At 69.1% G+C, this 25,795-nt stretch carries 25 protein-coding genes; 17 read left to right on the top strand and 8 right to left on the bottom strand.

What is annotated here, in order from left to right; translation table 11 throughout:
• Positions 1 to 59 precede the first annotated feature (59 nt).
• The 3 genes from EPO51_RS15085 to EPO51_RS15075 all read left to right on the top strand — a co-directional run bounded on the left by EPO51_RS15085 (position 60) and on the right by EPO51_RS15075 (position 1,726).
• Positions 60 to 638 (top strand): hypothetical protein, encoded by a 579-nt coding sequence (locus EPO51_RS15085; RefSeq protein ID WP_293351932.1) that lies wholly within the window; start codon positions 60 to 62, stop codon positions 636 to 638.
• Between the two features lie 91 nt (positions 639 to 729).
• A complete protein-coding gene (locus EPO51_RS15080; protein ID WP_293351930.1) occupies positions 730 to 1,086 on the top strand; it encodes a hypothetical protein in 357 nt (118 codons plus the stop codon).
• Between the two features lie 19 nt (positions 1,087 to 1,105).
• A complete protein-coding gene (locus EPO51_RS15075) occupies positions 1,106 to 1,726 on the top strand; it encodes an alpha-ketoglutarate-dependent dioxygenase AlkB (protein WP_293351928.1) in 621 nt (206 codons plus the stop codon).
• Here the strand turns inward: EPO51_RS15075 and EPO51_RS15070 are convergent.
• Positions 1,723 to 1,914 (bottom strand): hypothetical protein, encoded by a 192-nt coding sequence (locus tag EPO51_RS15070; protein ID WP_293351926.1) that lies wholly within the window; start codon positions 1,912 to 1,914, stop codon positions 1,723 to 1,725. The two genes, EPO51_RS15075 and EPO51_RS15070, sit on opposite strands and share 4 nt — an antisense overlap.
• Before the next feature lie 170 nt (positions 1,915 to 2,084).
• Between EPO51_RS15070 and EPO51_RS15065 the strand changes: the two genes are divergently transcribed.
• From EPO51_RS15065 to EPO51_RS15055, 3 genes are read left to right on the top strand one after another with little or no spacing between them, the layout of a single operon-like run.
• A complete protein-coding gene (locus EPO51_RS15065; RefSeq protein WP_293351924.1) occupies positions 2,085 to 2,501 on the top strand; it encodes a rubrerythrin family protein in 417 nt (138 codons plus the stop codon).
• Positions 2,502 to 2,537: 36 nt separating this feature from the next.
• Entirely contained in the window at positions 2,538 to 3,920 is a 1,383-nt protein-coding gene (locus EPO51_RS15060) for a heterodisulfide reductase-related iron-sulfur binding cluster (protein WP_293351922.1), read from the top strand.
• On the top strand, positions 3,920 to 4,513 hold the full coding sequence (locus EPO51_RS15055; protein ID WP_293351920.1) for a DUF3501 family protein: 594 nt from the start codon (positions 3,920 to 3,922) through the stop codon (positions 4,511 to 4,513). The genes EPO51_RS15060 and EPO51_RS15055 overlap by 1 nt, the downstream gene beginning before the upstream one ends.
• A 3-nt stretch (positions 4,514 to 4,516) precedes the next feature.
• On the opposite strand, the gene EPO51_RS15050 is transcribed toward EPO51_RS15055, so the two are convergent.
• Positions 4,517 to 6,595 carry a PQQ-dependent dehydrogenase, methanol/ethanol family gene (locus tag EPO51_RS15050; RefSeq protein WP_293351918.1) on the bottom strand — a complete coding sequence of 693 codons (2,079 nt, stop codon included), beginning with the start codon at positions 6,593 to 6,595 and terminating at the stop codon, positions 4,517 to 4,519.
• Between the two features lie 191 nt (positions 6,596 to 6,786).
• Between EPO51_RS15050 and EPO51_RS15045 the strand changes: the two genes are divergently transcribed.
• Complete coding sequence (locus tag EPO51_RS15045) at positions 6,787 to 7,401, top strand: YceI family protein (protein WP_293351916.1); 615 nt, start codon at positions 6,787 to 6,789, stop codon at positions 7,399 to 7,401.
• 38 nt (positions 7,402 to 7,439) lie between these two features.
• On the opposite strand, the gene EPO51_RS15040 is transcribed toward EPO51_RS15045, so the two are convergent.
• Complete coding sequence (locus EPO51_RS15040; RefSeq protein WP_293351914.1) at positions 7,440 to 8,645, bottom strand: acetyl-CoA C-acyltransferase; 1,206 nt, start codon at positions 8,643 to 8,645, stop codon at positions 7,440 to 7,442.
• A gap of 88 nt (positions 8,646 to 8,733) precedes the next feature.
• Positions 8,734 to 10,821, bottom strand: a complete 2,088-nt coding sequence (locus EPO51_RS15035; RefSeq protein ID WP_293351912.1) for a 3-hydroxyacyl-CoA dehydrogenase NAD-binding domain-containing protein — start codon at positions 10,819 to 10,821, stop codon at positions 8,734 to 8,736.
• Between the two features lie 162 nt (positions 10,822 to 10,983).
• Between EPO51_RS15035 and EPO51_RS15030 the strand changes: the two genes are divergently transcribed.
• From EPO51_RS15030 to EPO51_RS15015, 4 genes are all read left to right on the top strand, one after another.
• Positions 10,984 to 11,760, top strand: coding sequence for an SDR family oxidoreductase (locus EPO51_RS15030; RefSeq protein ID WP_293351910.1), 777 nt, complete (start codon positions 10,984 to 10,986; stop codon positions 11,758 to 11,760).
• A 189-nt stretch (positions 11,761 to 11,949) separates the two neighbouring features.
• Positions 11,950 to 14,967 (top strand): intermembrane phospholipid transport protein YdbH family protein, encoded by a 3,018-nt coding sequence (locus tag EPO51_RS15025; RefSeq protein ID WP_293351908.1) that lies wholly within the window; start codon positions 11,950 to 11,952, stop codon positions 14,965 to 14,967.
• A gap of 35 nt (positions 14,968 to 15,002) precedes the next feature.
• Positions 15,003 to 15,191 (top strand): YnbE family lipoprotein, encoded by a 189-nt coding sequence (locus EPO51_RS15020; protein ID WP_293351906.1) that lies wholly within the window; start codon positions 15,003 to 15,005, stop codon positions 15,189 to 15,191.
• A gap of 15 nt (positions 15,192 to 15,206) precedes the next feature.
• On the top strand, positions 15,207 to 15,566 hold the full coding sequence (locus EPO51_RS15015; protein WP_293351904.1) for a DUF1318 domain-containing protein: 360 nt from the start codon (positions 15,207 to 15,209) through the stop codon (positions 15,564 to 15,566).
• A gap of 4 nt (positions 15,567 to 15,570) precedes the next feature.
• On the opposite strand, the gene EPO51_RS15010 is transcribed toward EPO51_RS15015, so the two are convergent.
• A complete protein-coding gene (locus tag EPO51_RS15010; RefSeq protein ID WP_293351902.1) occupies positions 15,571 to 17,733 on the bottom strand; it encodes a malate synthase G in 2,163 nt (720 codons plus the stop codon).
• Between the two features lie 130 nt (positions 17,734 to 17,863).
• Complete coding sequence (locus EPO51_RS15005) at positions 17,864 to 19,456, bottom strand: isocitrate lyase (RefSeq protein ID WP_293351900.1); 1,593 nt, start codon at positions 19,454 to 19,456, stop codon at positions 17,864 to 17,866.
• A gap of 147 nt (positions 19,457 to 19,603) precedes the next feature.
• Here EPO51_RS15005 and EPO51_RS15000 point away from each other — a divergent pair, with 147 nt between their 5' ends.
• Positions 19,604 to 21,016, top strand: coding sequence for a helix-turn-helix domain-containing protein (locus tag EPO51_RS15000; protein ID WP_293351898.1), 1,413 nt, complete (start codon positions 19,604 to 19,606; stop codon positions 21,014 to 21,016).
• Between the two features lie 99 nt (positions 21,017 to 21,115).
• Positions 21,116 to 22,348, top strand: coding sequence for a TetR/AcrR family transcriptional regulator (locus tag EPO51_RS14995; RefSeq protein ID WP_293351896.1), 1,233 nt, complete (start codon positions 21,116 to 21,118; stop codon positions 22,346 to 22,348).
• On the opposite strand, the gene EPO51_RS14990 is transcribed toward EPO51_RS14995, so the two are convergent.
• Entirely contained in the window at positions 22,349 to 22,672 is a 324-nt protein-coding gene (locus EPO51_RS14990) for a low affinity iron permease family protein (RefSeq protein WP_293351894.1), read from the bottom strand. It lies immediately after the preceding gene.
• Positions 22,673 to 22,707: 35 nt separating this feature from the next.
• Positions 22,708 to 23,700, bottom strand: coding sequence for an NAD(P)H-quinone oxidoreductase (locus EPO51_RS14985; RefSeq protein WP_293351892.1), 993 nt, complete (start codon positions 23,698 to 23,700; stop codon positions 22,708 to 22,710).
• A gap of 79 nt (positions 23,701 to 23,779) precedes the next feature.
• Here EPO51_RS14985 and EPO51_RS14980 point away from each other — a divergent pair, with 79 nt between their 5' ends.
• The 4 genes from EPO51_RS14980 to EPO51_RS14965 all read left to right on the top strand — a co-directional run bounded on the left by EPO51_RS14980 (position 23,780) and on the right by EPO51_RS14965 (position 25,718).
• A complete protein-coding gene (locus tag EPO51_RS14980) occupies positions 23,780 to 23,986 on the top strand; it encodes a DUF1192 domain-containing protein (protein ID WP_293351890.1) in 207 nt (68 codons plus the stop codon).
• Positions 23,987 to 24,075: 89 nt separating this feature from the next.
• The gene (gene rcdA / locus EPO51_RS14975) at positions 24,076 to 24,582 is read left to right on the top strand and encodes a protease adaptor protein RcdA (RefSeq protein ID WP_293351888.1); all 507 of its coding nucleotides are present in this window, start codon (positions 24,076 to 24,078) and stop codon (positions 24,580 to 24,582) included.
• 276 nt (positions 24,583 to 24,858) lie between these two features.
• A complete protein-coding gene (locus EPO51_RS14970; RefSeq protein WP_293351886.1) occupies positions 24,859 to 25,227 on the top strand; it encodes an endonuclease domain-containing protein in 369 nt (122 codons plus the stop codon).
• Between the two features lie 248 nt (positions 25,228 to 25,475).
• A complete protein-coding gene (locus EPO51_RS14965; RefSeq protein ID WP_293351885.1) occupies positions 25,476 to 25,718 on the top strand; it encodes a hypothetical protein in 243 nt (80 codons plus the stop codon).
• Positions 25,719 to 25,795 lie beyond the last annotated feature (77 nt).

Raw genomic sequence — 25,795 nt, 5'->3', positions numbered from 1 at the left:
GTTTGGCATCCCCATCGGGGGACAAGACGAGCGGAAGACCGCTCGAGGAGTCCGAGACGATGAGGAACAAGAACCTGCTACTCGCCGCCGCCGCCGCCCTGACGCTGGGCGCGAGCGCGGCGTCCGCCCAGGCCTGGATGCCGATCATCGAGCGCCAGGCCGTCCTGAACGACCGTATCGACGCGGGCCTGGCCACCGGGGAGATCACCGGCGCCGAGGCGCGGATGATGCGCGACGACATGGCCTCGCTGGTCGCCCTCGAAGGGACCTATCGCTACGGCGGCCTCAGCGCGCGCGAGCGGCTGGACCTCGACCGGCGCTTCGCCCTGATCGACGACCAGATGCGCCTGGCGGTGCGGACCGGCGGCGCCGACAGCTACGTGGCCATGGAGGATCGCAAGCTGGATCTGGACGCCCGGATCGAACAGGGCCTGCGCAGCGGCCAGCTCACCACCGCCGAGGCCGAGGTCCTACGTGACGATTTCAATGAGATCGCCCGGATCGAAGCCAGCTATCGCGTGGACGGCCTCTCTGCAGAGGAGCGCGCCGACCTGAACCGCCGCTTCGACGAGCTCGGCGCCGCGATCCGCGTGGCCCGCGCCGACCCTGACCGGACCTACGGCTGGAACCGTTACTGAGGCGCCACACCGGTTGAACCATCGGCGCGCTCGGTCGTTCTGACCGCCCATGACGAGGGACACAAACCCACGTTCTGAGGAGAGAACCGTTATGAAGACCATCATCATCGCCCTGGCCGCCGCGACCGCGCTGAGCGCCGGCGCCGCCTCCGCTCAAGGCTATGGCTACGGCCGCGAGTGGATGCCGATCGAGCGACGCCTGGAGCGTCTGGACCACCGCATCGACCAGGGCGTGCGGTCCGGCCAGCTGACCCGTCGCGAGGCCTATCAGCTCCGCGCCCAGTTCAATGGCATCGTTCGCCTCGAGGCCCGCTACAGCCGCAACGGCCTGTCGAACTGGGAACGCGCCGACCTGGATCGCCGCTTCGACACCCTGTCGGCCAGCATCCGCATGGCCCGCAGCGATGACGATCGCCGCTATGGCTACAACGACTATCCCCGCTACTAGGCGCGGATAACGGACGCGAATGACCGGCGGCGGGAAGGGCGACCTTCCCGCCGCCTTCATTTGCACCCATCTGACGCCCGTGAGCGCCCTGTTCGACCTTCCGCCCGTCGCCCCCGACGGCTTCCGCTACCAGCCGGACCTCGTCACGCCGGAGGAAGAAGAGGACCTGGCGCAGCGGCTCGAGACCCTCCCGTTCGAACCGTTCCTGTTCCGCGGCTACGAGGGCCGCCGGCGGGTGATCTCGTTCGGGCTACGCTACGACTTCAACGGCCCCGGCCTCGTGACTGCCCCGCCGATGCCCGACTGGCTGCTGCCGGTCCGGGACCGCGCCGCAGCCCTCGCCGGACTGCCGGGCGAGGCCTTCGCCCACGTCCTGATCAACGAATACCGCGAAGGCGCGCCCATCGGCTGGCATCGCGACCGGCCGGTGTTCGAGAAGGTCGTGGGGGTGTCGCTGCTGGCGCAGACGATCATGCGCTTCCGCAGGCGCGACGGCGCGCGATTCCAGCGGATCAACGTCCCGCTGGAACCGCGCTCGGCCTATCTGCTGGACGGCCCGGCGCGCACCGACTGGGAGCACTCGCTGCCCGAGGCCAAGGCGCGCCGGTTCTCGATCACCTTCCGCAATCTGCGGGGCTAGTGGGTCTTGCCCGCGCCGGTGTCCTTGCGAGCCTTCTCCAGCTCCGCGCCTTCCGGTCCATCGAGGGCCTGCTCGGCCTCGCGGGCCTTCTTCTCGACATCGCCCTTGGCGATGAAGTCGCGCTCGTCCTTGTCGAACTTTCGGGCGGCGTCGTAATTGCCTTCGCCCTGGATCTTGTTGTCGGCCATGACCGTCTCCTTCGTTCGAAGGCAGAACCCGCCACGGCCCGGCAAGGCTCCATAGAGCGGCTCGATCCTGAGCATAGAGCATATCATGTTGATCGATCGGGGCCGGGGTTCATAGTCCGACCCGCATGGCGGTAGGGCCGGGGGGCTCGCCGCCGTCTAGGGAGATCAACATGTCGCTTGCGAGCAGCAAGACTATCGAAAACCTCAAGGCCGCCTTCGCCGGCGAGAGCCAGGCGAACCGCCGCTACCTCTACTTCGCCCAGAAGGCCGACGTGGAAGGCTACAACGACGTCGCTTCCGTGTTCCGCTCGACGGCGGAGGGCGAAACCGGCCACGCCCACGGGCACCTCGAGTTCATGGAGTCGGTCGGAGACCCGGCCACCGGCCTGCCGATCGGCGGCACGTCCGACAATCTCAAGGCCGCCATCGCCGGCGAGACGCACGAGTACACCGACATGTACCCGGGCATGGCGCGCACGGCCCGCGAGGAAGGCTACGACGAGATCGCCGACTGGTTCGAGACCCTGGCCAAGGCCGAGAAGTCCCACGCCGGCCGCTTCCAGCGCGCCCTCGACACGCTCGACTAAGATCAGGCGGCGGGCCCCACGGCCCGCCGATCCGCCATGAGCGAAGAAACCAAGGCTCCGGCCGCCGGGGCTCCGCCGCGCGAGGGCAGCCTCGACGCGCCGTTCCGCCGTCCCATCCTGTGGCAGGACGAGGATTACTACGACCTGGCCAAGGTCGAGGCGGAGCTGCAGCGGCAGTTCGACGTCTGTCACACCTGCCGCCGCTGCTTCAACCTGTGCGACAGCTTCCCGCGGATGTTCGACGCCATCGACGAGAGCCCCTCGGGCGAGATCGACGGCATCGGGCCCAAGGACCACGCCCACGTCGCCGAGGCCTGCACCCTCTGCGACATGTGCTTCCTGACCAAGTGCCCCTACGTCCCGCCACACCCCTTCGACATCGACATCCCGCACCTGATCCTGCGCTACCGGGCCGCCAAGCGCCGGGCCGGTGAGAAGGAGTTCGTGCGGGAGCAATTGGGTCACACCGACCGCAACGGCAAGCTGGCCAAGCCGGTCGCCAGCCTCGCCAACTGGGTGACCGCCCGCAGCAACACGCCGTTGCGCAAGCTCCTGGACGCCATCGCCCAGATCGACGCCGAGGCCGAGCTTCCCAAGTACCATTCCAAGACCGCGACTGACCGGCTGAAGACGCCGCTGGCGCCCAACCCTGAAGGCCCGGCCTTTGGCCTGCGCAAGGTCGCGCTCTATGCGACCTGCTTCGTCGACTACAACCGGCCCGACACCGCCGTGGCCGCCGCCAAGGTGCTGGCGCTGCAGGGCGTCGAGGTGAAGCTGGTCTATCCCGAATGCTGCGGCATGCCCCAGCTGGAGGCCGGCGACCTCAAGGACGTCGCCGGCAAGGCCCGCCGGGTGGCCGCCGCCTTCGCCCCCTACATCGAGCAGGGCTACGACGTGGTGGCCCTGACCGCCTCCTGCGGCCTGATGATGAAGTTCGAATGGCCGCTGATGCTGCCGGAGGACCCCGTGGTCGGGCGGCTCTCGGCGGCGACCAAGGACGTGTCCGAGTACGTCGTCGAGCTGTCGAAGGCCTACGGCCTCGTTCCGGGGCTGAAGGCGGTCGAAGGCGGGGTCACCTTCCACCACGCCTGCCACTCGCGGGCGCAGAACATGGGCGCCAAGTCCCTGGAACTGCTGAGGCTGATCCCCGACACCAAGGTCGACCTGGTCGAGCGATGCTCGGGCCATGGCGGGACCTTCGGGGTGATGAAGGACACCCACCAGGTGGCCAACAAGGTCGGCCGTCCCGCCGCCCGGCAGGTGATGGCCAAGGCCAACGAGACCCTTTGCTCGGACTGCCCTTTGGCCTGCAAGCACCTGGCCCAGCTGGTCGGGGACGACACCGCAGCGACCGCGCCGGCGCGTCCCGCCGAGGCGCACCCGATCGAAGTCTTCGCCCGCGCCTACGGAGTGTTCTGATGCCGCTCGCCCAGCGCCAAATCACGCCTGAAGACCTGCTGCCCGATTCCGAGTTCGCCAAGGTCCGCAAGGAGCGTCGCGCGGAACTGTTGCCCCTGAAGCGCCTGCGCCGGATCGAGCTTGGCCCCTACTGCACCTTCTATTTCGAGAGCTACGAGACCATGCTCTTCCAGGTGCAGGAGATGCTGCTGATCGAGAAGGGCGGCGCGGCCCAGGTTCCGGACGAACTGGCGGCCTATAACCCGCTGATCCCGAACGGGTCGGAGCTGGTGGCCACGGTGATGTTCGAGATCGACGAGCCGGTCCGGCGCGAGGCGGTGCTGGCGCGCCTCGGCGGCGTCGAGGATACGTTCTTCATCCAGATCGATGGCGACCGTGTGCTGGGCGTGCCGGAGGGCGACATCGAGCGCACGCGCGAGGACGGCAAGGCGTCCTCCGTGCATTTCCTTCGCTTTCCGCTGAAGCCGGAGCACATCGCGGTGTTTCGCAAGCCGGGCGCCGAGATCATGATCGGCTGCGGGCACGACCGCTACAGCCACCTGGCGGGCCTGTCGCCGGCGTCACGCGCCGAGCTGGCGAAGGATTTTGCCTAGCAGTCATCCATGGCTGGCCCCGCCAGGCTTCGGCGCTGGCGCCGGCTGCTTCGCCTGCCAGAGCAGGAAGGCGCGGATGTCCTCGGCCCCCGCCTCATCGAAGTAGCGGCGGAAGGGCGCCATGCCGTTCGCCTTCAGCGCCCCATCCAGCACGATGGCCTTGAAGCCCTCGCCATCGAGGATGGCGGGCGAGCGGGGCAGCACGGGCAGCAGGCCGCCGATCCGGTGGCAGGCCCCGCAGAACTGGCCGAACAGCGCCGCGCCCCGATCCGCGTCGCCCTTCGACGGCGTGGCGGCCGCCAGGTCCAGCGGCGGCATCGCCACGGCGGCCGGATAGGGCGGCGGCTTCACGGTTCCGCCCAGCTTGAAGACCAGGAGCCGTCCCGGCCGCCGGGGCTGGTCGCCGCCCATGGGCGCCCCGCCGACACCGACCATCAGCGCGACGTATTGCTCGCCGTCGATCGCATAGGTCGTCGCCGGTGCGATCACATTGGCGCCGGCGTCGTAGCTCCAGAGCGCCTTGCCGTCGTTTGCGTCATAGGCCGTGAACGCGTTCCCGGCGGCGTGGAAGACCAGCCCGCCCTCGGTCGCCAGGACGCCGCTGGTCCAGGCCGCGGGCAGGGCGAGGGTCCAGCGCGCCTTCCGCGCCACGGGATCCCAGGCGATCAGTTCGCCGGTGGCGAGCGGCGGCGTCGCGGGTTTCGGCGAGGGCGTGTTCGGGCCCGCCTGCGCCCGCGTCAGGCCGGTGTTCCAGGCGCCCGGGATGAACTTGAAGCCCAGCGCGTCGGCGTAGAAGCCGCGGTTGCGCATGGCCGGGACGTAGACCAGCCCCTCCCTCGGACTGAACGCCATCGGCTGCCAGTTGTGCCCGCCCAGCGGGCTGGACGCCTGCTGGCTGATCCCGCCGTCCCGGTAGCGGGCGGACGGCGCCTCCACCGGGCGGCCGGTCGACAGGTCGATCCGCTCGGCCCAGTCGACGGGCACGTACTTGTCCGCCGAGATCAGGGCGCCGGTCCTGGCGTCGAGGACGTAGAAGAAGCCGTTCTTCGGCGCCTGCATCACCACGCGGCGTTCGACCCCGCCGATGTTCAGGTCGGCCAGCATGATGTGCTGGGTGGCCGTGTAGTCCCAGCTCTCTCCGGGCGTGGTCTGGTAGTGCCAGACGTACTCCCCGGTCTCGGGCCTCAGCGCCACGATGGACGACAGGAAGAGGTTGTCGCCCTTGCCGCCCGAGCGGAGCTTGTGGTTCCAGGGGGCGCCGTTGCCGACGCCGATGAACACCAGGTCCAGCTTCGGGTCGTAGGTGATCGCATCCCAGACGGTGCCGCCGCCGCCGCTCTCCTTCCAGACCCCGTCGCTCCAGGTGGCGGAGGCCTTGTCCCGGAACACCCTGTCCGAGGCCGCGCCGTCAGGCGCGCCCTTGGGGTTTGGCGTGGTGTAGAAGCGCCAGGCCAGTTTGCCGCTGTCGGCGTCGTAGGCGCTGACGTAGCCGCGCACGCCGTACTCGGCGCCGCCGTTGCCGATCAGCACCTTGCCCTTCACCACCCGCGGCGCGCCGGTGATGGTGTAGGGCTTCGTCCTGTCGGTCGTCTGGACATCCCAGGCCACCGCGCCGGTCCTGGCGTCGAGTGCGATCAGCCGCCCATCGATGGTCCCGACGTAGAGCCGGCCCTTCCAAAGGGCCACACCCCGGTTGACCACGTCGCAGCAGGCGTTGAATCCGGCTTCGCCCGGGACCTTCGGGTCGTACTTCCAGAGCTGCTTTCCGGTCCTGGCGTCGAAGGCGTAGACCTTGGACCAGGCGGTGGTGGTGTAGAGCACGCCATCGGCCACCAGCGGCGTCGCCTCCTGCCCCCGATCGGTGTCGAATTCCGCCCACCAGGCGACGCCCAGCTTTCCGACGGTGTCCTTGTTCACCTGGGCGAGCGGGCTGAAGCGCTGCTCGTCATAGGTCCGGCCGTAGGTCAGCCACTCCGCGCCATCCGCCGCCGCGATCCGCTTCGCATCGACCCCGCCGCGGCCGCACGCCGCCACGGTCAGGGCAAGGCCGACCACGACCGCCCGACGCCACAAACCCTTCACGCACGGCCCCCCGAACCTTTGCCCGTGCCCGGACTGTCGCAGAGGATGTGCGCCGGGGCGAGTATCGCGTTGTTTCCATTCCGGCAGCACTGTGCCTCCGAAAGTCATGATTATCCGCGAGATCGGAAGCGCTACCTACGAGCTGCGCTGTCGTGGGCAGCGTCTCGCCAGTGCCCTTGGAGGCTGCTTCCTTGCGCTACCCTTTCCAGATCGCCGCCTACGGCCTCGCCGCCGCGCTGATGCTCTCGCCCGCCGCCCAGGCCCAGACCACCCAGGTCCCGGCCCAGGCCAAGGCCGGCGCCTACACGCTCGATTCCGGCCATAGCAAGGTGACCTGGTCGGTCACCCACCTGGGCTTCTCGACCTATGTCGGCCAGTTCTCGGGCGTCTCGGGGACGCTGAAGATCGACCCCGCCAACCTGTCGGCGACCGACCTGCAGGTGACCATCGACACCAACATGGTGGGCACGCTCGACGCGGCGCTCGACAAGCACCTGAAGTCCCCGGACTTCCTGGACACGGCCAAGTTCCCGACCGCGACGTTCAAGGCGACCAAGGTCGCCCGCACCGGTGACCGCACGGCCGACATCACCGGCGATCTGACCCTGCACGGGGTGACCAAGCCGGTTGTCGTTCACGCCACCTTCAACCAGGCCGGCGTCAACTTTGTCGACAAGCAGTACTCGCTGGGCTTCGACGGCAAGGCCGTGATCAAGCGCTCGGAGTTCGGGGTGGCGGGCTATGTGCCGGCCGTCAGCGACGAGGTGACGCTGCAGATCGCCGCCGAGTTCAAGGCGGCCCGATAGCGAAAAGGGGGCCGCCCTCGCGGGCGGCCCCTCAAGGGTCAGAAGATCTCGAACAGGCCGGCCGCGCCCATCCCACCGCCGATGCACATGGTGACGACGCCGTACTTGGCCTTGCGGCGCTTGCCTTCGTACATCAGGTGGGCGGTGCAGCGGGCGCCGGTCATGCCGTAGGGGTGGCCGATGGAGATCGAGCCGCCCGAGACGTTGTACTTCGCCGGGTCGATCCCCAGCTTGTCGCGGCAGTACAGCACCTGGGAGGCGAAGGCCTCGTTCAGCTCCCAGATGTCGATGTCGTCGATGGTCAGGCCGTTGCGCTCCAGCAGCTTGGGGATCGCGAAGACCGGGCCGATGCCCATCTCCTCCGGGCCGCAGCCGGCCACGGCCATGCCGCGATAGGCGCCCAGGGCTTCCAGGCCGCGCTTCTCGGCTTCCTTCCGCTCCATCAGGACGACGGCGGCGGCGCCGTCCGACAACTGCGAGGCGTTGCCGGCGGTGACGAACTTGCCTTCCTGGACGTAGCGGCCGCCCTTGAAGACGGGGCTCAGCTTCTGGAGGTCGGCCAGGGTGGTCTGCGGGCGGTTGCCCTCGTCGCCGGAGATGGTGATCTCCTTGTCGGCGGTCTCACCGGTCTCCTTGTTGACCAGCACCTTCATGATGGTGGTGACCGGCACGATCTCCTGGGCGAAGCGGCCTTCCGACTGGGCCTGGGCGGTGCGCTGCTGCGACTGGAAGGCGTACTCGTCCTGGGCCTCGCGCGACACGCCGTAGCGTTCGGCCACGATCTCGGCGGTCTCCAGCATCGAGGTCGCCAGTTCCGGCACGTGCTCCTTCAGCCACGGGTCGGTGGCCATGAAGCGGTTCACCTTGTCGTTCTGCACCAGGCTGATCGACTCGATGCCCGCGCCGATGGCGATCGGGGCGCCGTCGTTGATGATGTACTTGGCCGCCGTGGCCACACCCATCAGGCCCGAGCTGCACTGGCGGTCGATGGTCATGCCCGAGACGGTGTTGGGCAGGCCGGCGCGCAGGGCCGCCTGGCGGGCGATATTGTTGCCGGTGGTGCCCTGCTGCAGCGCGCAGCCCATGGCCACGTCGTCGACTTCGCCGGGGTCGATGCCGGCCTGGGCGACGGCGGCGCGGATCGCCTCGGCCCCCAGGGTCGCGCCGTAGGTGTTGTTGAAGGCGCCGCGGTAGGCCTTGCCGATGGGGGTCCGCTTGGCGGCGACGATGACGGCTTCACGCATATGAGTTCGAGGTCCTGTTGACGTAACGTGATGTTTAGATTGGAAAAGTGGCGGGGCGGCCGCAGCCGCCCCGCCATCGGTCTTCGGATCAGGCGCCCTTGAGGTCGGCCAGCTTCTTGCCGTCGGCGACCAGCTTTTCCAGCGAGGCGGCGGGCTTGAAATCGTCGCCCATGGAGCCTTGGAACTCCTTCATCTTGGCCAGCACCTTGTCGGCGCCGATCTGGTCGCCGTAGTGCATCGGGCCGCCGCGGTAGACGGGCCAGCCGTAGCCGTTCACCCACACCACATCGATGTCCGACGGGCGGATCGCCTTGCCCTCTTCGAGGATCTTCACGCCCTCGTTGATCATCGGATAGATGCAGCGCTCGAGGATCTCCTCGTCGGAGATCTTGCGCGGGTTGCGGCCCGACTTGGCGATGAAGTCGTGGATGATCTTCTCGGTCACCGGGCTCGGCTTGGCGTTGCGGTTCTCGTCGTAGTCGTAATAGCCCGCGCCGGTCTTCTGGCCGCGGCGGTCCATCTCGCAGAGCACGTCGCGGATGGTCTCGCCCTTGGACTTCTCCTTCACCCAGCCGATGTCCAGGCCGGCCAGGTCGCTCATGGCGAACGGGCCCATGGGGAAGCCGAAGTCGTAGAGCACGCGGTCCACGTCCCAGGGCATGGCGCCTTCCAGCACCAGCTTGTTCGCCTCGCGCTGGCGCTGGGCCAGGATGCGGTTGCCGACGAAGCCGGGGGTCACGCCCACCAGCACCGCGATCTTACCGATCTGCTTGGCCAGCTTCATCGAGGTGGCGATCACGTCCTTGGCCGTGTGGTCGGCGCGGACGATCTCCAGCAGCTTCATGACGTTGGCCGGCGAGAAGAAGTGCAGGCCGATCACGTCCTGCGGTCGCTTCGTCACCGAGGCGATCTCGTCGATGTTCAGGCCCGAGGTGTTGGTGGCCAGGATCGCGCCCGGCTTACAGATGGCGTCCAGCCTGGTGAAGATGTCCTTCTTCACGTCCATCCGCTCGAACACCGCCTCGATCACCAGGTCGACGTCCTTGAACGCCTCCTCCATCGACAGCGAGCCGGTGATCAGGCCGACGCGCTTCTCGGTCTCCTCGGGCTTGGCGGTGCGCGAGCGCTCATAGTTCTTGCGGATCGTGGCGAGGCCCCGGTCCAGCGGCTCCTGCTGCTGCTCCACGATCACCACCTGGATGCCGACGTTGGCGAAGTTCATGGCGATGCCGCCGCCCATGGTGCCGGCGCCGATGATGCCGACCTTCTTGATCGGGCGGATCGGGGTGTCGTCCGGCACGTCGGGGATCTTGTTCGCCTGGCGCTCGGCGAAGAAATAGTAGCGCTGGGCGGCCGACTGCTGGCCCATCATCAGCCCGCCGAACAGCCTGCGCTCTTCCGCCAGACCCTCCTCGAAGCTGGCCGAATTCACCGCCGCCTCGATGCACTTGATGTTGGCTTCCGGGGCCTCGAAGCCGCGGAACTTCCGCGCATTGGCCTTGCGGAAATCGGCGAAGATCTCGGGCTTGCCCTTGGCGGCTTCCAGCTTGGCGTTGTTGTCGCGCACCTTCACCAGGGGCTTGTTCTCGGCGACCGCCCTGTTGGCGAAGGCGATGGCGCCTTCCTTCAGCTTGCCCTCCTCGGCCAGCTCGTCGACCAGGCCCATGGCCAGGGCCTGCTTGGCCGGCACGTGGCGGCCCGAGGTGACCATGTCGAGGGCGGCCTCCACGCCGACGATGCGGGGCAGGCGCTGGGTGCCGCCGGCCCCGGGCAGCAGGCCCAGAGCCACTTCCGGCAAGCCGACCTTCGCCGACGGAACCGCGACGCGGTAGTGGGCGCACAGCGCCACTTCCAGGCCGCCGCCCAGGGCCGTGCCATGGATCGCGGCGATCACCGGCTTGGGCGAGTTTTCCATCATGTTCTGCACGTCGAACAGCGACGCCGTCGGCGCGCCGCCGGGGGCGCCGAACTCGCTGATGTCCGCGCCGGCGATGAAGGTGCGGCCCTCGCAGATCAGTACGATGGCCTTGGAGTCGGACGCGCCGGCGGCCTTGAAACCTTCGAACAGGCCCTCGCGGACCTTGGCCGACAGGGCGTTCACGGGCGGCGAATTCAGGGTGATGACATCGACGTCGCCGTCGCGGGTGAGCGTGGTCACCGAATTGATCTCGGTCATGTGGCTTCCTCGAAATGGCTGGCGGACCGCTCGTTCAAATATCTGGCGGCCATGAAATTCAAACGCGTGTTATAGGCCTCGGCGGATGGGGCCAAGTCAATTGCGCCGTAGGGCTTTGCGCAGCGTACCGGTCCTCACGCAACGATAGGAAGGGGAGTTCAAGTGGCGTCCAATCTGTTCTCACTCGACGGCAAGACAGCCCTGGTCACCGGGGGCTCGCGCGGCATCGGCAAGATGATCGCCAAGGGCTTCCTCGAGGCCGGCGCGGCCAAGGTCTACATCTCGTCGCGAAAGGCCCCGGCCTGCATCGAGACGGCGGAAGAGCTGGGCCCGCAGTGCATCCCGCTGCCGCAGGACGTTTCCACGCTGGAAGGCGTCAAGGCGCTGACCGCGGCCTACCTCGCCAAGGAGGACAAGCTCGACATCCTGCTCAACAACGCCGGCGCGGCGTGGGGGGCGGACTTCGACGAGTTCCCCGAGAGCGGCTGGGACAAGGTGATGGACCTGAACCTGAAGTCGCCCTTCTTCCTGACCCAGGCGCTGCATGGGGCCCTGACCAAGGCGGGCACGCATGATCGGCCGGCGAAGGTGATCAACATCGCCTCGATCGACGGCATCCGGTTGAACCCGCAGGAGACCTATTCCTACCACGCCTCCAAGGCCGGACTGATCTACCTGACCCGCCGGATGGCGGCGCGGCTGATCCGCGACAACATCGTTGTCAGCGCCATCGCGCCCGGCGCCTTCGCCTCGGAGATGAACAAGGTGGCGCGCGACCAGAGCGAGGAAGTCGCCAAGCGCATCCCGGGCCGCAGGATCGGCACGGACGAGGACATGCAGGGTGTCGCCATCTACCTGGCCAGCCGCGCCGGCGATTACGTGGTGGGCGAGACCATCGCGGTCGATGGCGGCGTCGCCCTGGCCCAGCTGGGCGTCTGACTGCGTCCAGACCCGTCCATCAGGCGTAATTCCGGACGGAGGGGGATCGATCGCCGCGAGGCGGTCGGTGGAGCGCAACGGGTCTATGCTCCGAGCCTGATCTCACCCCCTCCACCAGGCCCGTTCGGAACGGTCATGGTTCCGGCGCGATTCCCGCTATGAGGGGATGAACCGCCAGAACCGGTGACCGTGACCGACGAAACCCAACCGCCGCGCCCGCAACCGCGCTCCACACGCCGACTGATCCGCATCCTGGCGGTGGTCGGCGTCGCGCTGCTCATCGTGGTGGGCGCCGTCTGGCTGAACCGCAAGGCGCTGGCGCGCGAGGCGCTGACCGGCTGGCTGCGCTCCAAGGGTGTGGCCGCCGACGCCCAGGTCGAGGCCTTCGGCCCCACGGCCTTCACAGCGCGCCTGCGGATCGGCGACCCCGACGATCCCGACTTCAGCGCCGAACGGGTCGACGTCCGCTATCGGGCCCGGATCACCGGCCTCGAGGTGGTGTCGGTGACCCTGCGCAAGCCGGTGCTGCGCGCGCAGTTCCGCCAGGGTCAGCTCAAGGTCGGCGCCCTGGATCCGCTGGTGCAGGAATTCCTGCGTCGCCCGCCGCAGCCGAGCGTGAAGCCGCCACGCATCCGGATCGATGGCGGCGTGCTGGTGCTGGCTACCGACTACGGCCCGATGCGCGTCGCCGCCGATGCGTTGGTGGCGGACGGAAAGCTGCAGGCCCTGGCGGCGACATCGGCGCCCGCGCGACTGCGCGGCGCCGCCTTCGACCTCAGCCTCGGCGCCGGCTCGCTGAAGGCTGTGACCCGCAACGGCCGGATCGATGTCGCGCTCGCCGCGCCGGTCGCCTCGGCCAGGGCCGGCGCCGCCGAACTTGCCGACGGCCGGATCAACCTGGTCGCCCAGCTTCCCTATCCGGATTTCCAGAAACGGCGCGGCGACGGCGCGGTCGTGGCCGCGCTGGGCCTGACCGGCCGGCGCATCGCGGTCGCGGGCCAGGTCCTCGACGGCGCAGAGCTCAAGGCAGGCCTGAGCGGCCAGGCCACGGGCTGGATCCCGGACCTCGCCGTGTCGGGAAAGTCGACGGCCAGCCTCCTGGCCACGGCCGGCCGGTTCAGCGCCACGGAGGCGAAGGCGATCCGCCTGGCCGTGGCCTCCGACGACCTGCGCTGGACCCGCAAGGGCGGCGACCGGGTGGCGGGGACCGTGAGGCTGAACGGCGGGGTCGAGGGCCTCGACGCCGGCGACCTGAGGCTCTCGGCCTTCACGGCCACCGCGGGCGGATCGATCTCGGCCAGTGCGGCCGCCGTGGAGGCCGCGCTCGACGGCGCGGCGATCGGCGAAGGCGGCTGGATGGGGCTGGGCCCGGTCACGGCGCAGGACACCCCTGACATGGCCGCGATCAAGCGGGCCGTCCGCAGCTTCCGCATCGCCGCGCCGGGATTCGCCGTGCGCCTCAAGGACGGCGCCGCCACTGTGAGCCTGCCAAAGCCCGTCCGCATCGCGACCAGCGGCGGTGGGGCCGTCGAGCTTGCGGGGCGCCCCGGCGCGCCGGTCTTCGGCCCCTCCGGCGGAGCCTTCCGGCTGGCGGTGAAGGGCGGTGGCCTGCCGGCGCTGGAGGTGGACATCGCCAAGCTGACCTTGGCGGACGGCGGGGCGGTGGCCTCGGGTCGCGTGCGGGTCCGCGCGTCCGTCGGTTTCGTGCAGGGGGGCGATCTCGACGCCACCGGCCGGCTGCAGGTCGCGAACGGCGGCGTGACCTTCACGGCCGAGCGCTGCGTGGCGATCCGGGCCGAGCGCCTCGACTTCGGCGCCAACGACATCGAGCGTCTCTCCGGCCGACTGTGCCCGGCGGGCGGGCCACTGTTCCGGATGACGGGCGCAGACTGGCGGATCGCCGGCCGCGCCGAAGCGGTCACTGCGACGGCCCCCTTCGTCGAGGGCCGGGTGGTGGGCGGGGCCGGACGGATCGAGGCGCGAAGCCAGGGCGGTCAGGTGACCGCGCGAGCCCACATCGACACCGCCCGCCAGGAGGACACCGCCGCCGAGACCCGGTTCAACCCGTTCCTGATGAGCGGCGAGGCCTCGCTCAGCGAATTCATCTGGCGCGCCGACCTGGACTTCAAGCTCCCGAACGGCGCCCCGCTGGGCAAGGCCCTGGTCACCCAGGACGGGCGCCTCGGCCTGGGCGTGGTGGTCATCGAGACCGGGATGCTCCAGTTCGCGGAGGGCGGCCTGCAACCCGCGCAACTTTCGCCGCTGGCGTCCGCCGTCGGCTCTCCGGTGGTCGGTTCGGCGAAGTTCAAGGGCCGCTTCGACTGGACCCCGGAGGGCTCCACCAGCAACGGGTCGATCTCGATCCCGAGCCTCGATTTCCGCAGCCCCGCCGGGCCGGTCAGCGGGCTGAAGGGCGAGCTGGCCTTCTCCAGCCTGGCGCCGCTGGTCGCCGCGCCGGGGCAGGAGCTGACGGTCGACCGGGTGCAGGGGTTCGTCCTGCTGGAGCATCTGCGGGCCAACTTCGCCGTGTCCGACAACCTGCTGAAAGTCGAGGGCGGCGAGGCCCAGGTCGGCGGCGGAAAGGTCAGCGTCGAGACCCTGGAGATCCCGCTGGTCCCCGGCGCGCCGACCCGAGGGATCATCCGGCTGGAGGGCGTGCAGCTCCACGACCTCGTCGAGGCGTCGCCCTTCGGCGACAAGGTCGATCTGGACGCCAAGGTCAGTGGGACGATCCCCTTCGAAATGACCGGAAACAAGGTGCGCATCTCGGGCGGCGACCTGAAGGCGATCCAGCCCGGCCGCCTCTCCATCGATCGCTCGGCGCTGACGGGCGTGACGGCGGACAGCCCCCTCGCCGAGCCTGCGCCGCCGGCGGCCGCCAACCCCAGCGACACCTTCAGCGACTTCGCCTACCAGGCCATGGAGAACCTGGCCTTTGACACCCTGGACGCCACGATCGCCAGCCAGCCGGACGGCAGGCTGGGCGTGCTTTTCCACATCATCGGCAAACACGATCCGCCGCAGAAGCAGCAGATCCGGCTCAGCCTGATGGACCTGATCCGGCAGAAGTTCCTGGGCAAGCCGTTGCCGTTGCCGTCCGGTACGGGGGTGAACCTGACGCTGGACACGACCCTCAACCTGGACGACCTGTTGGCCGACTACGTGAACTACCAGAACCTGCACCATTCAGCCCCGGTTCAGCCCTAGGGCTGCTAGGATGGGGTCATGACGGAGACGACCGAATGATCGATCGGAGACTATCGCTGGCGGTGTTCAGCGCCTTGGCCTTGACGGCCTTGGGCGCGTGTACGCCGACCGTGAGGGTGGAGGTCGCGCCGATCACCATCTACGCCAAGCTGGACGCCAACGTCCGGCTGCAGCTGGACGAGGACGTGAAGGCCTTGATCCAGAAGAACCCGAACCTCTTCTAGGAGGGGATGAGAGCCATGAACAAACGTGACTTCTTCAACGTCGGCGCCGCCGTGATGGCCGCACTGGCCGTGACCCCCGCCGCCGCCCAGGCGATGGATTCCAAGGCCGCCGTGGACGCCGCCAAGGCCGCCGGCGTGGTGGGCGAACAGGCGGACGGCTTCCTGGGCTTCGTGAAGCCCTCGTCCGATCCCGCCCTGAAAGCCGCCGTGGACGACATCAACTCCGGCCGCGCCGCGCTCTACCGCGAAGCCGCCGCCAAGAACGGCGTCACCCCCGCCGCGGCGGGGGCTTCGGCCTATACGACGGTGGTGCAGGGCCGCATCAAGCCGGGCGAGTTCTTCAAGCCCGCCGGCGGCGGCTGGACCAAGAAGTGATCGATCAGGCCGGGGCGAGAGCCCCGGCCGCCTGCGCCTTCCGCTCGCGGCGGCGGCGGGTCAGGATGTGCTCGGTGTAGCCGTTGGGCTGCTCGCGGCCCTTGAACACCAGGTCCAGCGCCGCCTGGAAGGCGATGCTGTCCGGATTGCCGCTCATGGGCGTGTAGAGCGGATCGTCGGCGTTCTGGCCGTCCACCACCTTGGCCATCCGCGCCATCGTCTCGCGCACCTGCGCCTCGGTGCAAACGCCGTGGTGCAGCCAGTTGGCGATGTGCTGGCTGGAGATGCGCAGGGTCGCGCGGTCTTCCATCAGCCCCACGTCGTGGATGTCGGGCACCTTGGAACAGCCGACGCCCTGGTCGATCCAGCGGACCACATAGCCCAGGATGCCCTGGGCGTTGTTGTCCAGTTCCTGCTGCACGTCGGCCGGGCTCCAGTTGGACTTGGCCAGCGGCGGGGTCAGCAGTTCGGTCAGGCCCGTGGTCTCGCCTGCCGCGGCCATCTGGGCCTGCAGGGCCGGGACCTCGACCTCGTGATAGTGAAGGGCGTGCAGCACGGCGGCGGTCGGCGACGGCACCCAGGCGGTGTTCGCGCCGGCCTTCGGGTGGCCAATCTTGGCGGCCAGCATGTCCTTCATCATGTCGGGCGCGGCCCACATGCCTTTGCCGATCTGCGCGCGGCCCTGGAAGCCGGTGGCCAGCCCGATCTCGACGTTGCGCTTCTCGTAGGCGGGCAGCCAGGGCTCGGCCTTGATCGCGTCCTTGCGGGCCATCGGCCCCAGTTCCATGGCGGTGTGGATCTCGTCGCCGGTGCGGTCGAGGAAGCCGGTGTTGATGAACACCACCCGATCCCGCGCGGCCGCGATGCAGGCCTTGAGGTTGGCGCTGGTGCGGCGCTCCTCGTCCATGATGCCGATCTTGACGGTGTTGCGCTCAAGGCCCAGCGCGTCCTCGACCAGGTCGAACAGGCGCACGGCCAGGGCGACCTCGTCGGGCCCGTGCATCTTGGGCTTCACGATGTAGACCGAGCCGGCCGGGCTGTTCCGGCGCACGCCCTTCAGGTCGTGCAGGGCGGCGGTGACGGTGATGAGGGCGTCCACGGCGGTCTCGAACACCGGCTCGCCGCCGAACCGGACCATGTCGGTGGTCATGTGGTGGCCGACGTTGCGGACCAGCATCAGCGAGCGACCGCGCAGGGTGAGCTGGCCCCCATCGGCGGCGTGGTAGGCGCGGTCCTCGTCCAGCCGGCGGGTCTCGGTCCTGCCGCCCTTCTGGAAGCTGGCGGAGAGGTCGCCCTTCATCAGGCCCAGCCAGTTGCGGTAGACGCCGACCTTGTCCTCGGCGTCCACGGCGGCGACCGAGTCCTCGCAGTCCTGGATGGCGGTCAGGGCCGCCTCGACCAGCACGTCGGCGACGCCGGCGGGATCGTCCTTGCCGATGTTGCTGGTCCGGTCGACCTGGATCTCCAGGTGCAGACCGTTGTGCTGCAGCAGCACCGCGTCAGGCGCCGCGACCGCGCCGCGGTAGCCGGCGAACTGGGCGGGATCGGCGAGGAAGGACTCCTGGCCGCCCTTCAGCCGGACGACGAGGTTCTCGCCGACCACCGCATAGCCTTCGGCGTCGGCGTGCGAGCCGTTGGACAGGGGCGCCACGCGGTCCAGCAGGGCGCGGGCGAAGGCGATCACCTTGGCGCCGCGCGCGGGGTCGTAGCCCTTGGTCCCGGTCGGCGGCTCCAGGGCGTCGGTGCCGTAGAGGGCGTCGTAGAGGCTGCCCCAGCGGGCGTTGGCGGCGTTCAGCGCATAGCGGCCGTTGGACACCGGCACCACGAGCTGCGGGCCGGCCAGCCTGGCGATCTCGGGGTCGACATTCTGCGTGCCGATCCGGAAGGCGGCGGGCTCGGGCTGCAGGTAGCCGATCTCGCGCAGAAAGGCGGTCTCCTCGGCCACGTCCACCGGCTTGCCGCGGCGATCGCGCCAGTAGCCGTCGATCAGGACCTGCAGTTCGTCGCGCTTTCGCAGCAGCTCCAGGTTCCTGGGCGTGAAGTCGGCGAGGATCGCCTCCAGGGCGCCCCAGAAGGCCTGCGGGCCGATGCCCGTCCCCGGCAGGAGCTCGGTCTCGACGAAACCATGCAGGAGATCGTCGACGGAAAGGGTGTTGGAGATATCCATACGCTTGGGCTCTCGAAAGGCTTGGCGGCCAGCATCGCGCAGGTCGCGCGCGACCGAAGCAATACAGGAAAAAAGAGGGCGGCCCGAGACATCCCAGGCCGCCCTTTCGACGCGTGAACCCGAGCGCGGTTTAGGCGAACTGATTCATCGTGTTGTGCACGCCGCCGGCCTTCAGGGCCGCCTCGCCGGCGAAGTATTCCTTGTGGTCGTCGCCGATGTCGGAGCCCGACATGTTCTGGTGGCGGACGCAGGCGATGCCCTGGCGGATCTCCTGGCGCTGCACGCCGGCGACGTAGCCCAGCATGCCCTGCTTGCCGAAGTACTCCTTGGCCAGGTTGTCCGTGGACAGGGCGGCCGTGTGGTAGGTCGGCAGGGTGATCAGGTGGTGGAAGATGCCGGCCCGCTTGGCGCTGTCCGCCTGGAAGGTGCGGATGCGCTCGTCGGCCTCGGCCGCCAGTTCGGTGGTGTCGTAGTCCACGCTCATCAGGCCGGCGCGGTCGTAGGACGAGACGTCCTTCCCGGCCGAGGCCCACGCGTCATAGACCTGCTGGCGGAAGTTGAGGGTCCAGTTGAACGACGGGCTGTTGTTGTAGGCCAGCTTGGCGTTCGGGAAGACCTCGCGGATGCGGTCGACCATCGAGGCGATCTGCTCGATGTGCGGCTTCTCCGTCTCGATCCACAGCAGGTCGGCGCCGTGCTGCAGCGAGGTGATGCAGTCCAGGACGCAGCGGTCGGCGCCGGTGCCCTCGCGGAACTGGAACAGGTTCGACGGCAGGCGCTTGGGCCGCAGCAGCTTGCCGCCGCGGTTCAGGACCACGTCGCCGTTCTTCATGTCGGCGGGGGCGATCTCTTCGCAGTCCAGGAAGCTGTTGTACTTGTCGCCGAGGTCGCCCGGTTCATGGCTGACGGCGATCTGCTTGGTCAGGCCGGCGCCGAGCGAGTCGGTGCGGGTGACGATGACGCCGTTGTCGACGCCCAGTTCGAGGAAGGCGTAGCGGCAGGCGCGGACCTTCGCGAGGAAGTCCTCGTGCGGCACGGTGACCTTGCCGTCCTGGTGGCCGCACTGCTTCTCGTCGGAGACCTGGTTCTCGATCTGCAGGGCGCAGGCGCCCGCCTCGATCATCTTCTTGGCCAGCAGGTAGGTGGCTTCCGCGTTGCCGAAGCCGGCGTCGATGTCGGCGATGATCGGAACGACGTGGGTCTCATAGTTGTCGATCGCGTCGACCAGCTTCTGCTCCTTGGCCTTGTCGCCGGCCGCGCGCGCGGCGTCGAGGTCGCGGAACAGGCCGCCCAGCTCGCGGGCGTCGGCCTGCTTCAGGAAGGTGTAGATCTCTTCGATCAGGGCCGGGACCGAGGTCTTCTCGTGCATGGACTGGTCCGGCAGCGGGCCGAAGTCCGAGCGGAGCGCGGCGACCATCCAGCCCGACAGGTAGATGTAGCGCTGCTTCGTGGTGCCGAAGTGCTTCTTGATCGAGATCAGCTTCTGCTGGGCGATGAAGCCGTGCCAGCAGCCCAGCGACTGGGTGTAGTTGGCCGGGTCGGCGTCATAGGCCGCCATGTCCTCGCGCATGATGCCGGCGGTGTACTTGGCGATCTCGAGACCGGTCTTGAAGCGGTTCTGCAGGCGCATCCGCGCCACGGACTCGGCGCTGATGCCGTCCCACGTGCCGTTCTTGCTCCTGATGAGCTGGCCCATCTCGATGATGTGGTCCTGGTACGCCATAGCTGGAAATCCCTGGTCAGACGGAGTTCGATTGACCATCGGCGTACGGGTCGCGGAGCCCCCTGTGGAGTCGCTGCGCGGTCTAGCTGTCAAACTTTACAAGATTTCCCTGTAATGTTGTAAGGTGTGACAAACCAAGGGCCTGCCATGCCTGCCGACCGTCGTCTCTATGTGGGTCCCAGCCTGCGTCGCCTGCGCCGCGACCGGGGCCTGACCCAGGCCGACATGGCCGCCGACCTGGATGTCTCGGCGTCCTACATCGCGCTCCTGGAGCGCAACCATCGGCCGCTCAGCGCCGAGGTGCTGCTGCGCCTCGCCCAGACCTACAAGCTGGACATGGCGGCCCTGGCGGGGAGCGGGGCCAATGACGATGCGGCGCGGCTGCAGGCCGTGCTGAAGGACCCGATGTTCGCCGACATCGACCTGCCGTCGCTGGAGAGCGCCGACGTCACCACCAACTTCCCCGGCATCACCGAGGCCCTGTTGCGGCTCTACACGGCCTACCGGGAAGAACAGCTCGCGCTGGCCGACCGCGGGGTCCAGGCCGACGCGGCCGGCCGCGGCGCCGACGCCTCCGACCCCGTGGCCGAGTCCCGGCGGTTCCTGGAGGCGCGGCGCAACAGCTTCCCCAGCCTGGACGACGCGGCCGAGCGGCTGGCGCAGCAGGTGGCGTCCCACGAGGGTTTCACCGCCTACTTCAAGGCCCGGCACAACCTGAAGGTCCGCAGGTTGCCGCCCGAGGTGATGGTCGGCTCCACGCGGCGCCTGGATCATCACCGTCGCGAAATCCTGCTCAGCGACGAGCTGGACAACGCCAGCCAGACCTTCCAGCTCGCCCTGCAGCTCGCCTACCTGGAGCTGGGGGGCGACGTGGACGCGGTGGTCTCGATGGGCGGGTTCGCCACCGAGAGCGGCGAGCGGCTGACGCGCCGGGCGTTGGCCAGCTATGCGGCCGCCGCGCTCCTGATGCCCTACACCGCCTTCGCCCGGGCCGTGGAGGCGCGTCGCTACGACCTGGAGGCGCTGGGCCGCCAGTTCGGGGCCAGCTTCGAGCAGATCGCCCACCGGCTCACCACCCTGCAGAAGCCCGGGCAGGAGCGCGTGCCCTTCTTCTTCATCCGGGTGGACGAGGCGGGCAACGTCTCCAAGCGCCTGGACGGCGCCGGCTTCCCGTTCGCGCGCCACGGCGGCGGCTGCCCGCTGTGGACCGTCCACCAGGCCTTCCGCACGCCCCGCCAGATCGTCACCCAGTGGCTGGAGCTGCCCGATGGCCAGCGCTTCTTCTCCATCGCCCGGACGGTCACCGCCGGCGGGGGCGGCTATGGCAAGCCGCGGGTGGAACGGGCCATCGCCCTGGGGTGCGCGGCCGAGCACGCGGGCCGCCTGATCTACACCCAGGACCAGCCGAACGGCGCGGAGGCGGCAACGCCCATCGGGGTCACCTGCCGCCTCTGCCACAGGACCGAATGCACCGCGCGTTCGGCGCCGCCGATCGGCCGCCAGATCCTGCCCGACGACATCCGCCGCACCAGCGCGCCGTTCGGGTTCTCGGACAGCTGAGGGTGGCGCCTGTTCACGCGTCAACTTGGGTGACGTAGAGTCTTGGCGAAGCGGCCCTTTCGGGGTCAAAAGGGTGTCCATTCGGGGAATAGGGCGCCCATGGCTCCACGAAGCGCGGCGGCAAGATCCACAGATCGGTTCGAGCGTAAGCGTGAAGCGATCCTGGATGCGGCGACCCGCATCCTGAACCGCAAGGGAATCAAAGGTTTGACGCTGGGCGACGCCGCCGCGGCCGTCGATCTGTCGACCACCAGCGTCACCTACTATTTCAAGCGCAAGGACGACCTCGCCGCCGCCTGCATCACCCGCGGGATCGAGACCTTGTACGACCTGGCCGAGGAGGCGGTGCGCGCGCCGAGCCCGCCCGAGCGGCTGCACGCGTTCTTCACCCTCTACCTGGACGTGCTGGGCCGGACCATCGCCGGCACGGCCCCGCCGCTGCCGATCATCTCGGAACTGCGGGCGCTGACCTCGCCGCGGCGTGAGGAAGTGGCCACCGCCTACGGCCGGCTGTTCCGCAAGGCGCGGCAGATCTTCGACCATCCCGACCTGATCTGGATGTCCCGCGGCCGGCGCACCGCGCGCACCCGGATGCTGCTGGAGCAGGTGTTCTGGGGCGGGGCCTGGTTGGCGAAGTACGACCCGGTGGACCATCCGCGCGTCCGCGACCGCATGGTCGACATCTTCCTGCACGGCATGGCGCCCGAGGGCGCCGCCTGGGAGCCCGCTCCGATCCCGATGGACCAGCTCGCCGCCCGCGAGGGGCCGGAGCTGGCGCGGGAGACCTTCCTGCTGGCCGCGACGCGGCTGATCAACCTGCGCGGCTACCGCGGCGCTTCGGTGGACAAGATCTCGGCCGAGCTCAACGTCACCAAGGGCAGCTTCTACCACCACAACGAGGCCAAGGACGACCTGGTGGTGACCTGCTTCGAGCGCAGCTTCGAGGTCATGACCCGCGCGCAGCGCCTGGCGATGGAGCTGCCCGGCGACCAGTGGGCCAAGGTGTCGGCCTGCGCTGCGGCGCTCGCCGAGTTCCAGCTCTCCGACCACGGCCCGCTGCTGCGCACCAGCGCGCTCACCGCCCTGCCGGAACAGATGCGCCGGGTGATGGTGGAGCATGCGAACCGCGTCTCGGACCGTTTCGCCTCGATGATCTCGGACGGGATCGCCGAGGGTTCGATCCGGCCGGTGGATCCCTTCATCGCCTCGCAGATGCTGAACGCCACCCTGAACGCCTGCGCCGAGCTGGGCTACCTGGTCCCCGACGTGCGGCCCAAGGCGGCGGCCTCGGTGTTCGTGCGTCCGCTGCTGATGGGCATCTTCGAGAAGTAGCTACGCCCGCTCCCGTTCTCGCCGGCGTTCGATTTCCTCGGGCTCGTCGTCGTCCAGGCTCGCCAGCTCGGTGCGCGCCTCGCCGTGCGCGCGCAACAGTTCGTCCAGCTTGGCCTGGATCGCCTGGGTGTCGCGGTGCGCGGCGCGCTGGATGAACAGCGTCATGAACCACGCCCCCAGCGCCGCGCCGCCGTGCATGTCGAAACTTCCACGGTCGAAGACGAGCCAAGCGACCGCGTAGGCGCCGACCGCCACGAAGGCGATCGGCCGGGCGGTGACGACGCCGAGGTTGGTGAGGCCGCGCTGGATGACGTTCGAGGACATCCGCGCCCAACGCGGCTGTGGCGGCGCCGTTCCGGCTACTGCGTGACCAGGATCACCTTGCCGACGTGGGCGCCGCCCTCCAGGTGGGCATGGGCGGCGGCCGCGTCTTCCAGGGGGAAGGTGGCGTCGATTTGCGGCTTCACCTTGCCCGCCGCGATCCAGGGCCAGACGACGCGCTCGATCTCGGCGGCCAGGCGGGCCTTCTCGTCGGCGCTGCGGGGCCGCAGCGTGGAGCCGGTGATGACGGCGCGCTTCATCATGATCGCGAAGATCGGGATGCCGAGCATGGGGCCGGCCAGCGCCGCGATGAACACGATGCGGCCGTCCGTCTTCAGGGCGTCCAGGTCCTTCGGCACATAGTCGCCGCCGACCATCTCCAGCACCACGTCCACGCCGCCTTCGCGCTTGGCGACCTCGGCGAAGTCCTCGGTCGTGACGTCGACCGCGACGTCGGCGCCGAGCGCCAGCGCGGTCTTGGCCTTGTCGGCGCCGCGGCCCGTGCCGATCACCTTGGCGCCGGCCGCCTTGGCCATCTGGATCGCCGTGACCCCGATGCCGGAGGTTGCGCCATGGATCATCAGCGTCTCGCCGGCCTTCAGGCGACCGTGCTCGAAGACGTTGGCGTAGACCGTGAACACCGTCTCGGGCAGGCCGGCGGCTTCCTCGAAGCTCAGGCCCTCCGGGATCGGCAGGGCGTGGCGCGCGTCGACCGCGGCGTATTCGGCATAGCCGCCGCCGCCCAGCAAGGCGCAGACCTTGTCGCCGACCTTCCAGCGGCCGGCGGCCTTGGCCACCACGCCGGCCACCTCCAGGCCCATGGTGTCCGGGGCGCCGGGCGGCGGCGGATAGCCGCCGTTGCGCTGGACGATGTCGGGCCGGTTGACGCCTGCCGCCTTCACCTTGATCAGGATCTGGCCCGGACCGGGCTCCGGGATCGGCGCCCGGACGGGCTTCAGCGCCGAAGCGGGCCCCTTGCCGCCCTCGATGGCGATGGTGGTCATGGTCTCGGCTTCGATCGGGCTGGTCATGATTGTCCTGAAACTTGCGCAAATCGGGCTTGCGCGTTCAGATAGACCTCCGGTCGGGGGACGCAAAGGAGGGTTCGAAGTGGAAGAACCTGTCGAAGTCCGAGTTGTCCGCGGGCAGCGCCTGCTGGAAGCTGTCCGCGAGGACCTGGAACTCTACGGCGTCTCCGAGCTGGAGGAGCGGCTGGAGGTGCTGGACGCCGAGGCCCGGCGCGTGCGGGCCCAGATCGACAAGAAGCTGTCGGGCCGGGCGGCCGCCGACGCGCTTTTCTCACGCCCCGCCAACTGATTGGCCATGGCACGGCGGTTGCACGGCGACGTCGCGTTGCGACGTTTCGTTCAGCGCGTGGAAACCCTAAACGGTGTAGAGTCCGCTTGATGCAGGATATCCAGAGCCCCGACTGGCGCGATGACGTCATCCAGGACTTCGCTCGCTCCGAGCTGTTCGAGCGGACCTTCCAGGAAGGCATGGAGCTGGTGGAGGAGACCGCCAGCTACCTGGACGGCGAAGGCCGCCAGGAGTCGAAGCTGCTCTCCCGCAACGCCGCGCTCGCCTATGCCGCCGAGAGCATGCGCCTGACCACCCGCCTGATGCAGGTGGCCTCGTGGCTGCTGGTCCAGCGCGCCGTGCGCGAGGGCGACATGGCCCCGGCCTCGGCCAGCGAGGACCGTTACCGCCTGAACGGCGAGGAGGTCTCCCGCGAGACCGACGCGGCCCGCGGCGAACTGCCCCGCGGCCTCACCGGCCTGGCCGACCGCGCCGAGCGCCTCTACGAGCGCGTCCGTCACCTGGACAAGCGCATGTATCTGGAAAGCCAGACCGCCGAGCCGTCCAATCCCGTTCTGGGCCAGATGGACCGCCTGAAGAGCGCCTTCGGGGGCTGATCGCCGGAATTCCTCCCCCACGGCGGAGCTGGGGGCTTCCACTCGGAACACCCAGCCGCACCGGGCCCGGCGCGGCATAGCCTCCACCCTGCGCCGACGTCGGTCAGGTCTGCTTTGCGACCTGGAGCCATCCCGACTGCGACCTGTTGCGGACCTTGCGCCTACCCATATGTTCACTTTATGTTCTTAACCTCCCCCGCGAAGCGGCGGGAGGGGGACCGGTCGCCGAGCGCAGCGAAGAGCGGCTGGTGGAGGGGGCGAGCGGCCGGCACAGCCTTGCGACGCACGGTGATCACCAACCGCGCCCGCGCGATGCGCAAGGCGATGACCGAGCCGGAGGTGATCCTCTGGAGCCGCCTGCGTGGACGCGGCGGCGAGCAACCGACCTTCCGCCGGCAGCACCCCTTCGGCTCGATCATCCTCGACTTCTACTGTCCGGCGCTGAAACTGGCGCTGGAGGTCGATGGCGCTGCGCACTGGGACGATGACGCCCAACTTCGCGACGCCGCGCGGGACCACTGGCTGGCCCGACAGGGCGTGCAGGTGATGCGGATCCCAGCGTCGCGAGTCTACCACGACCTCGACGGGGTCATGGACGAGGTCCTGCTGAAGATCGAAGCGCTGAAACGCAGCCGGACGTCCTGAGCGGTCGCTCGCCCCCTCCACCCCCCGCTCTGCAGCCGGCCAGTGCCGGCTTCGGCGGGCGGTCCCCCTCCCGCCGCTGCGCGGGGGAGGTGAAGTCGCGCCTCGACCCCGCGCGGGCTTCCGATGGGTCTTGTGAGGGGGCGTTCGGCAAGGTCTGCATCCCGGCTACGAGCTAAAGCCCGAGTGCGACCCCTTGCTGACGTTCGCAAATTCGCATGCTATAGTCAGTTATCCGCTGGAGGTAACGCATGACGCGAGCACCGAAACCGTGGTTCGCACCAAAGCGCTTTGGCTACGGAGCAGGCTTGCCGATTTCATGGCAGGGTTGGGTGCTACTCGCCGCCCTCTTCGCCGGGCTGGTCGGCGCAATCACGTTGCTGGACGGGACGATGCGCGCAGTGGTCGTGACGGGCCTCGTGGTGGCGACCGTGATTATCGCGGCCGCCAAGACCGAAGGCGGTTGGCGTTGGCGCTCGGGCAGCAACCCCTAGGTCCCCTTTCCACCCACCTGCGAAGTTCGGAACGTCCGCTCGCGGGCGTGGTGGCGCAAGCGGGCTTGGCGGGGCGG

This window comes from Phenylobacterium sp. (assembly GCF_004297125.1).
Taxonomy (GTDB): Bacteria; Pseudomonadota; Alphaproteobacteria; order Caulobacterales; family Caulobacteraceae; genus Phenylobacterium.
Note: the sequence above shows the minus strand (reverse complement) of the source record. Positions and strands in the feature narration are given on the sequence as shown.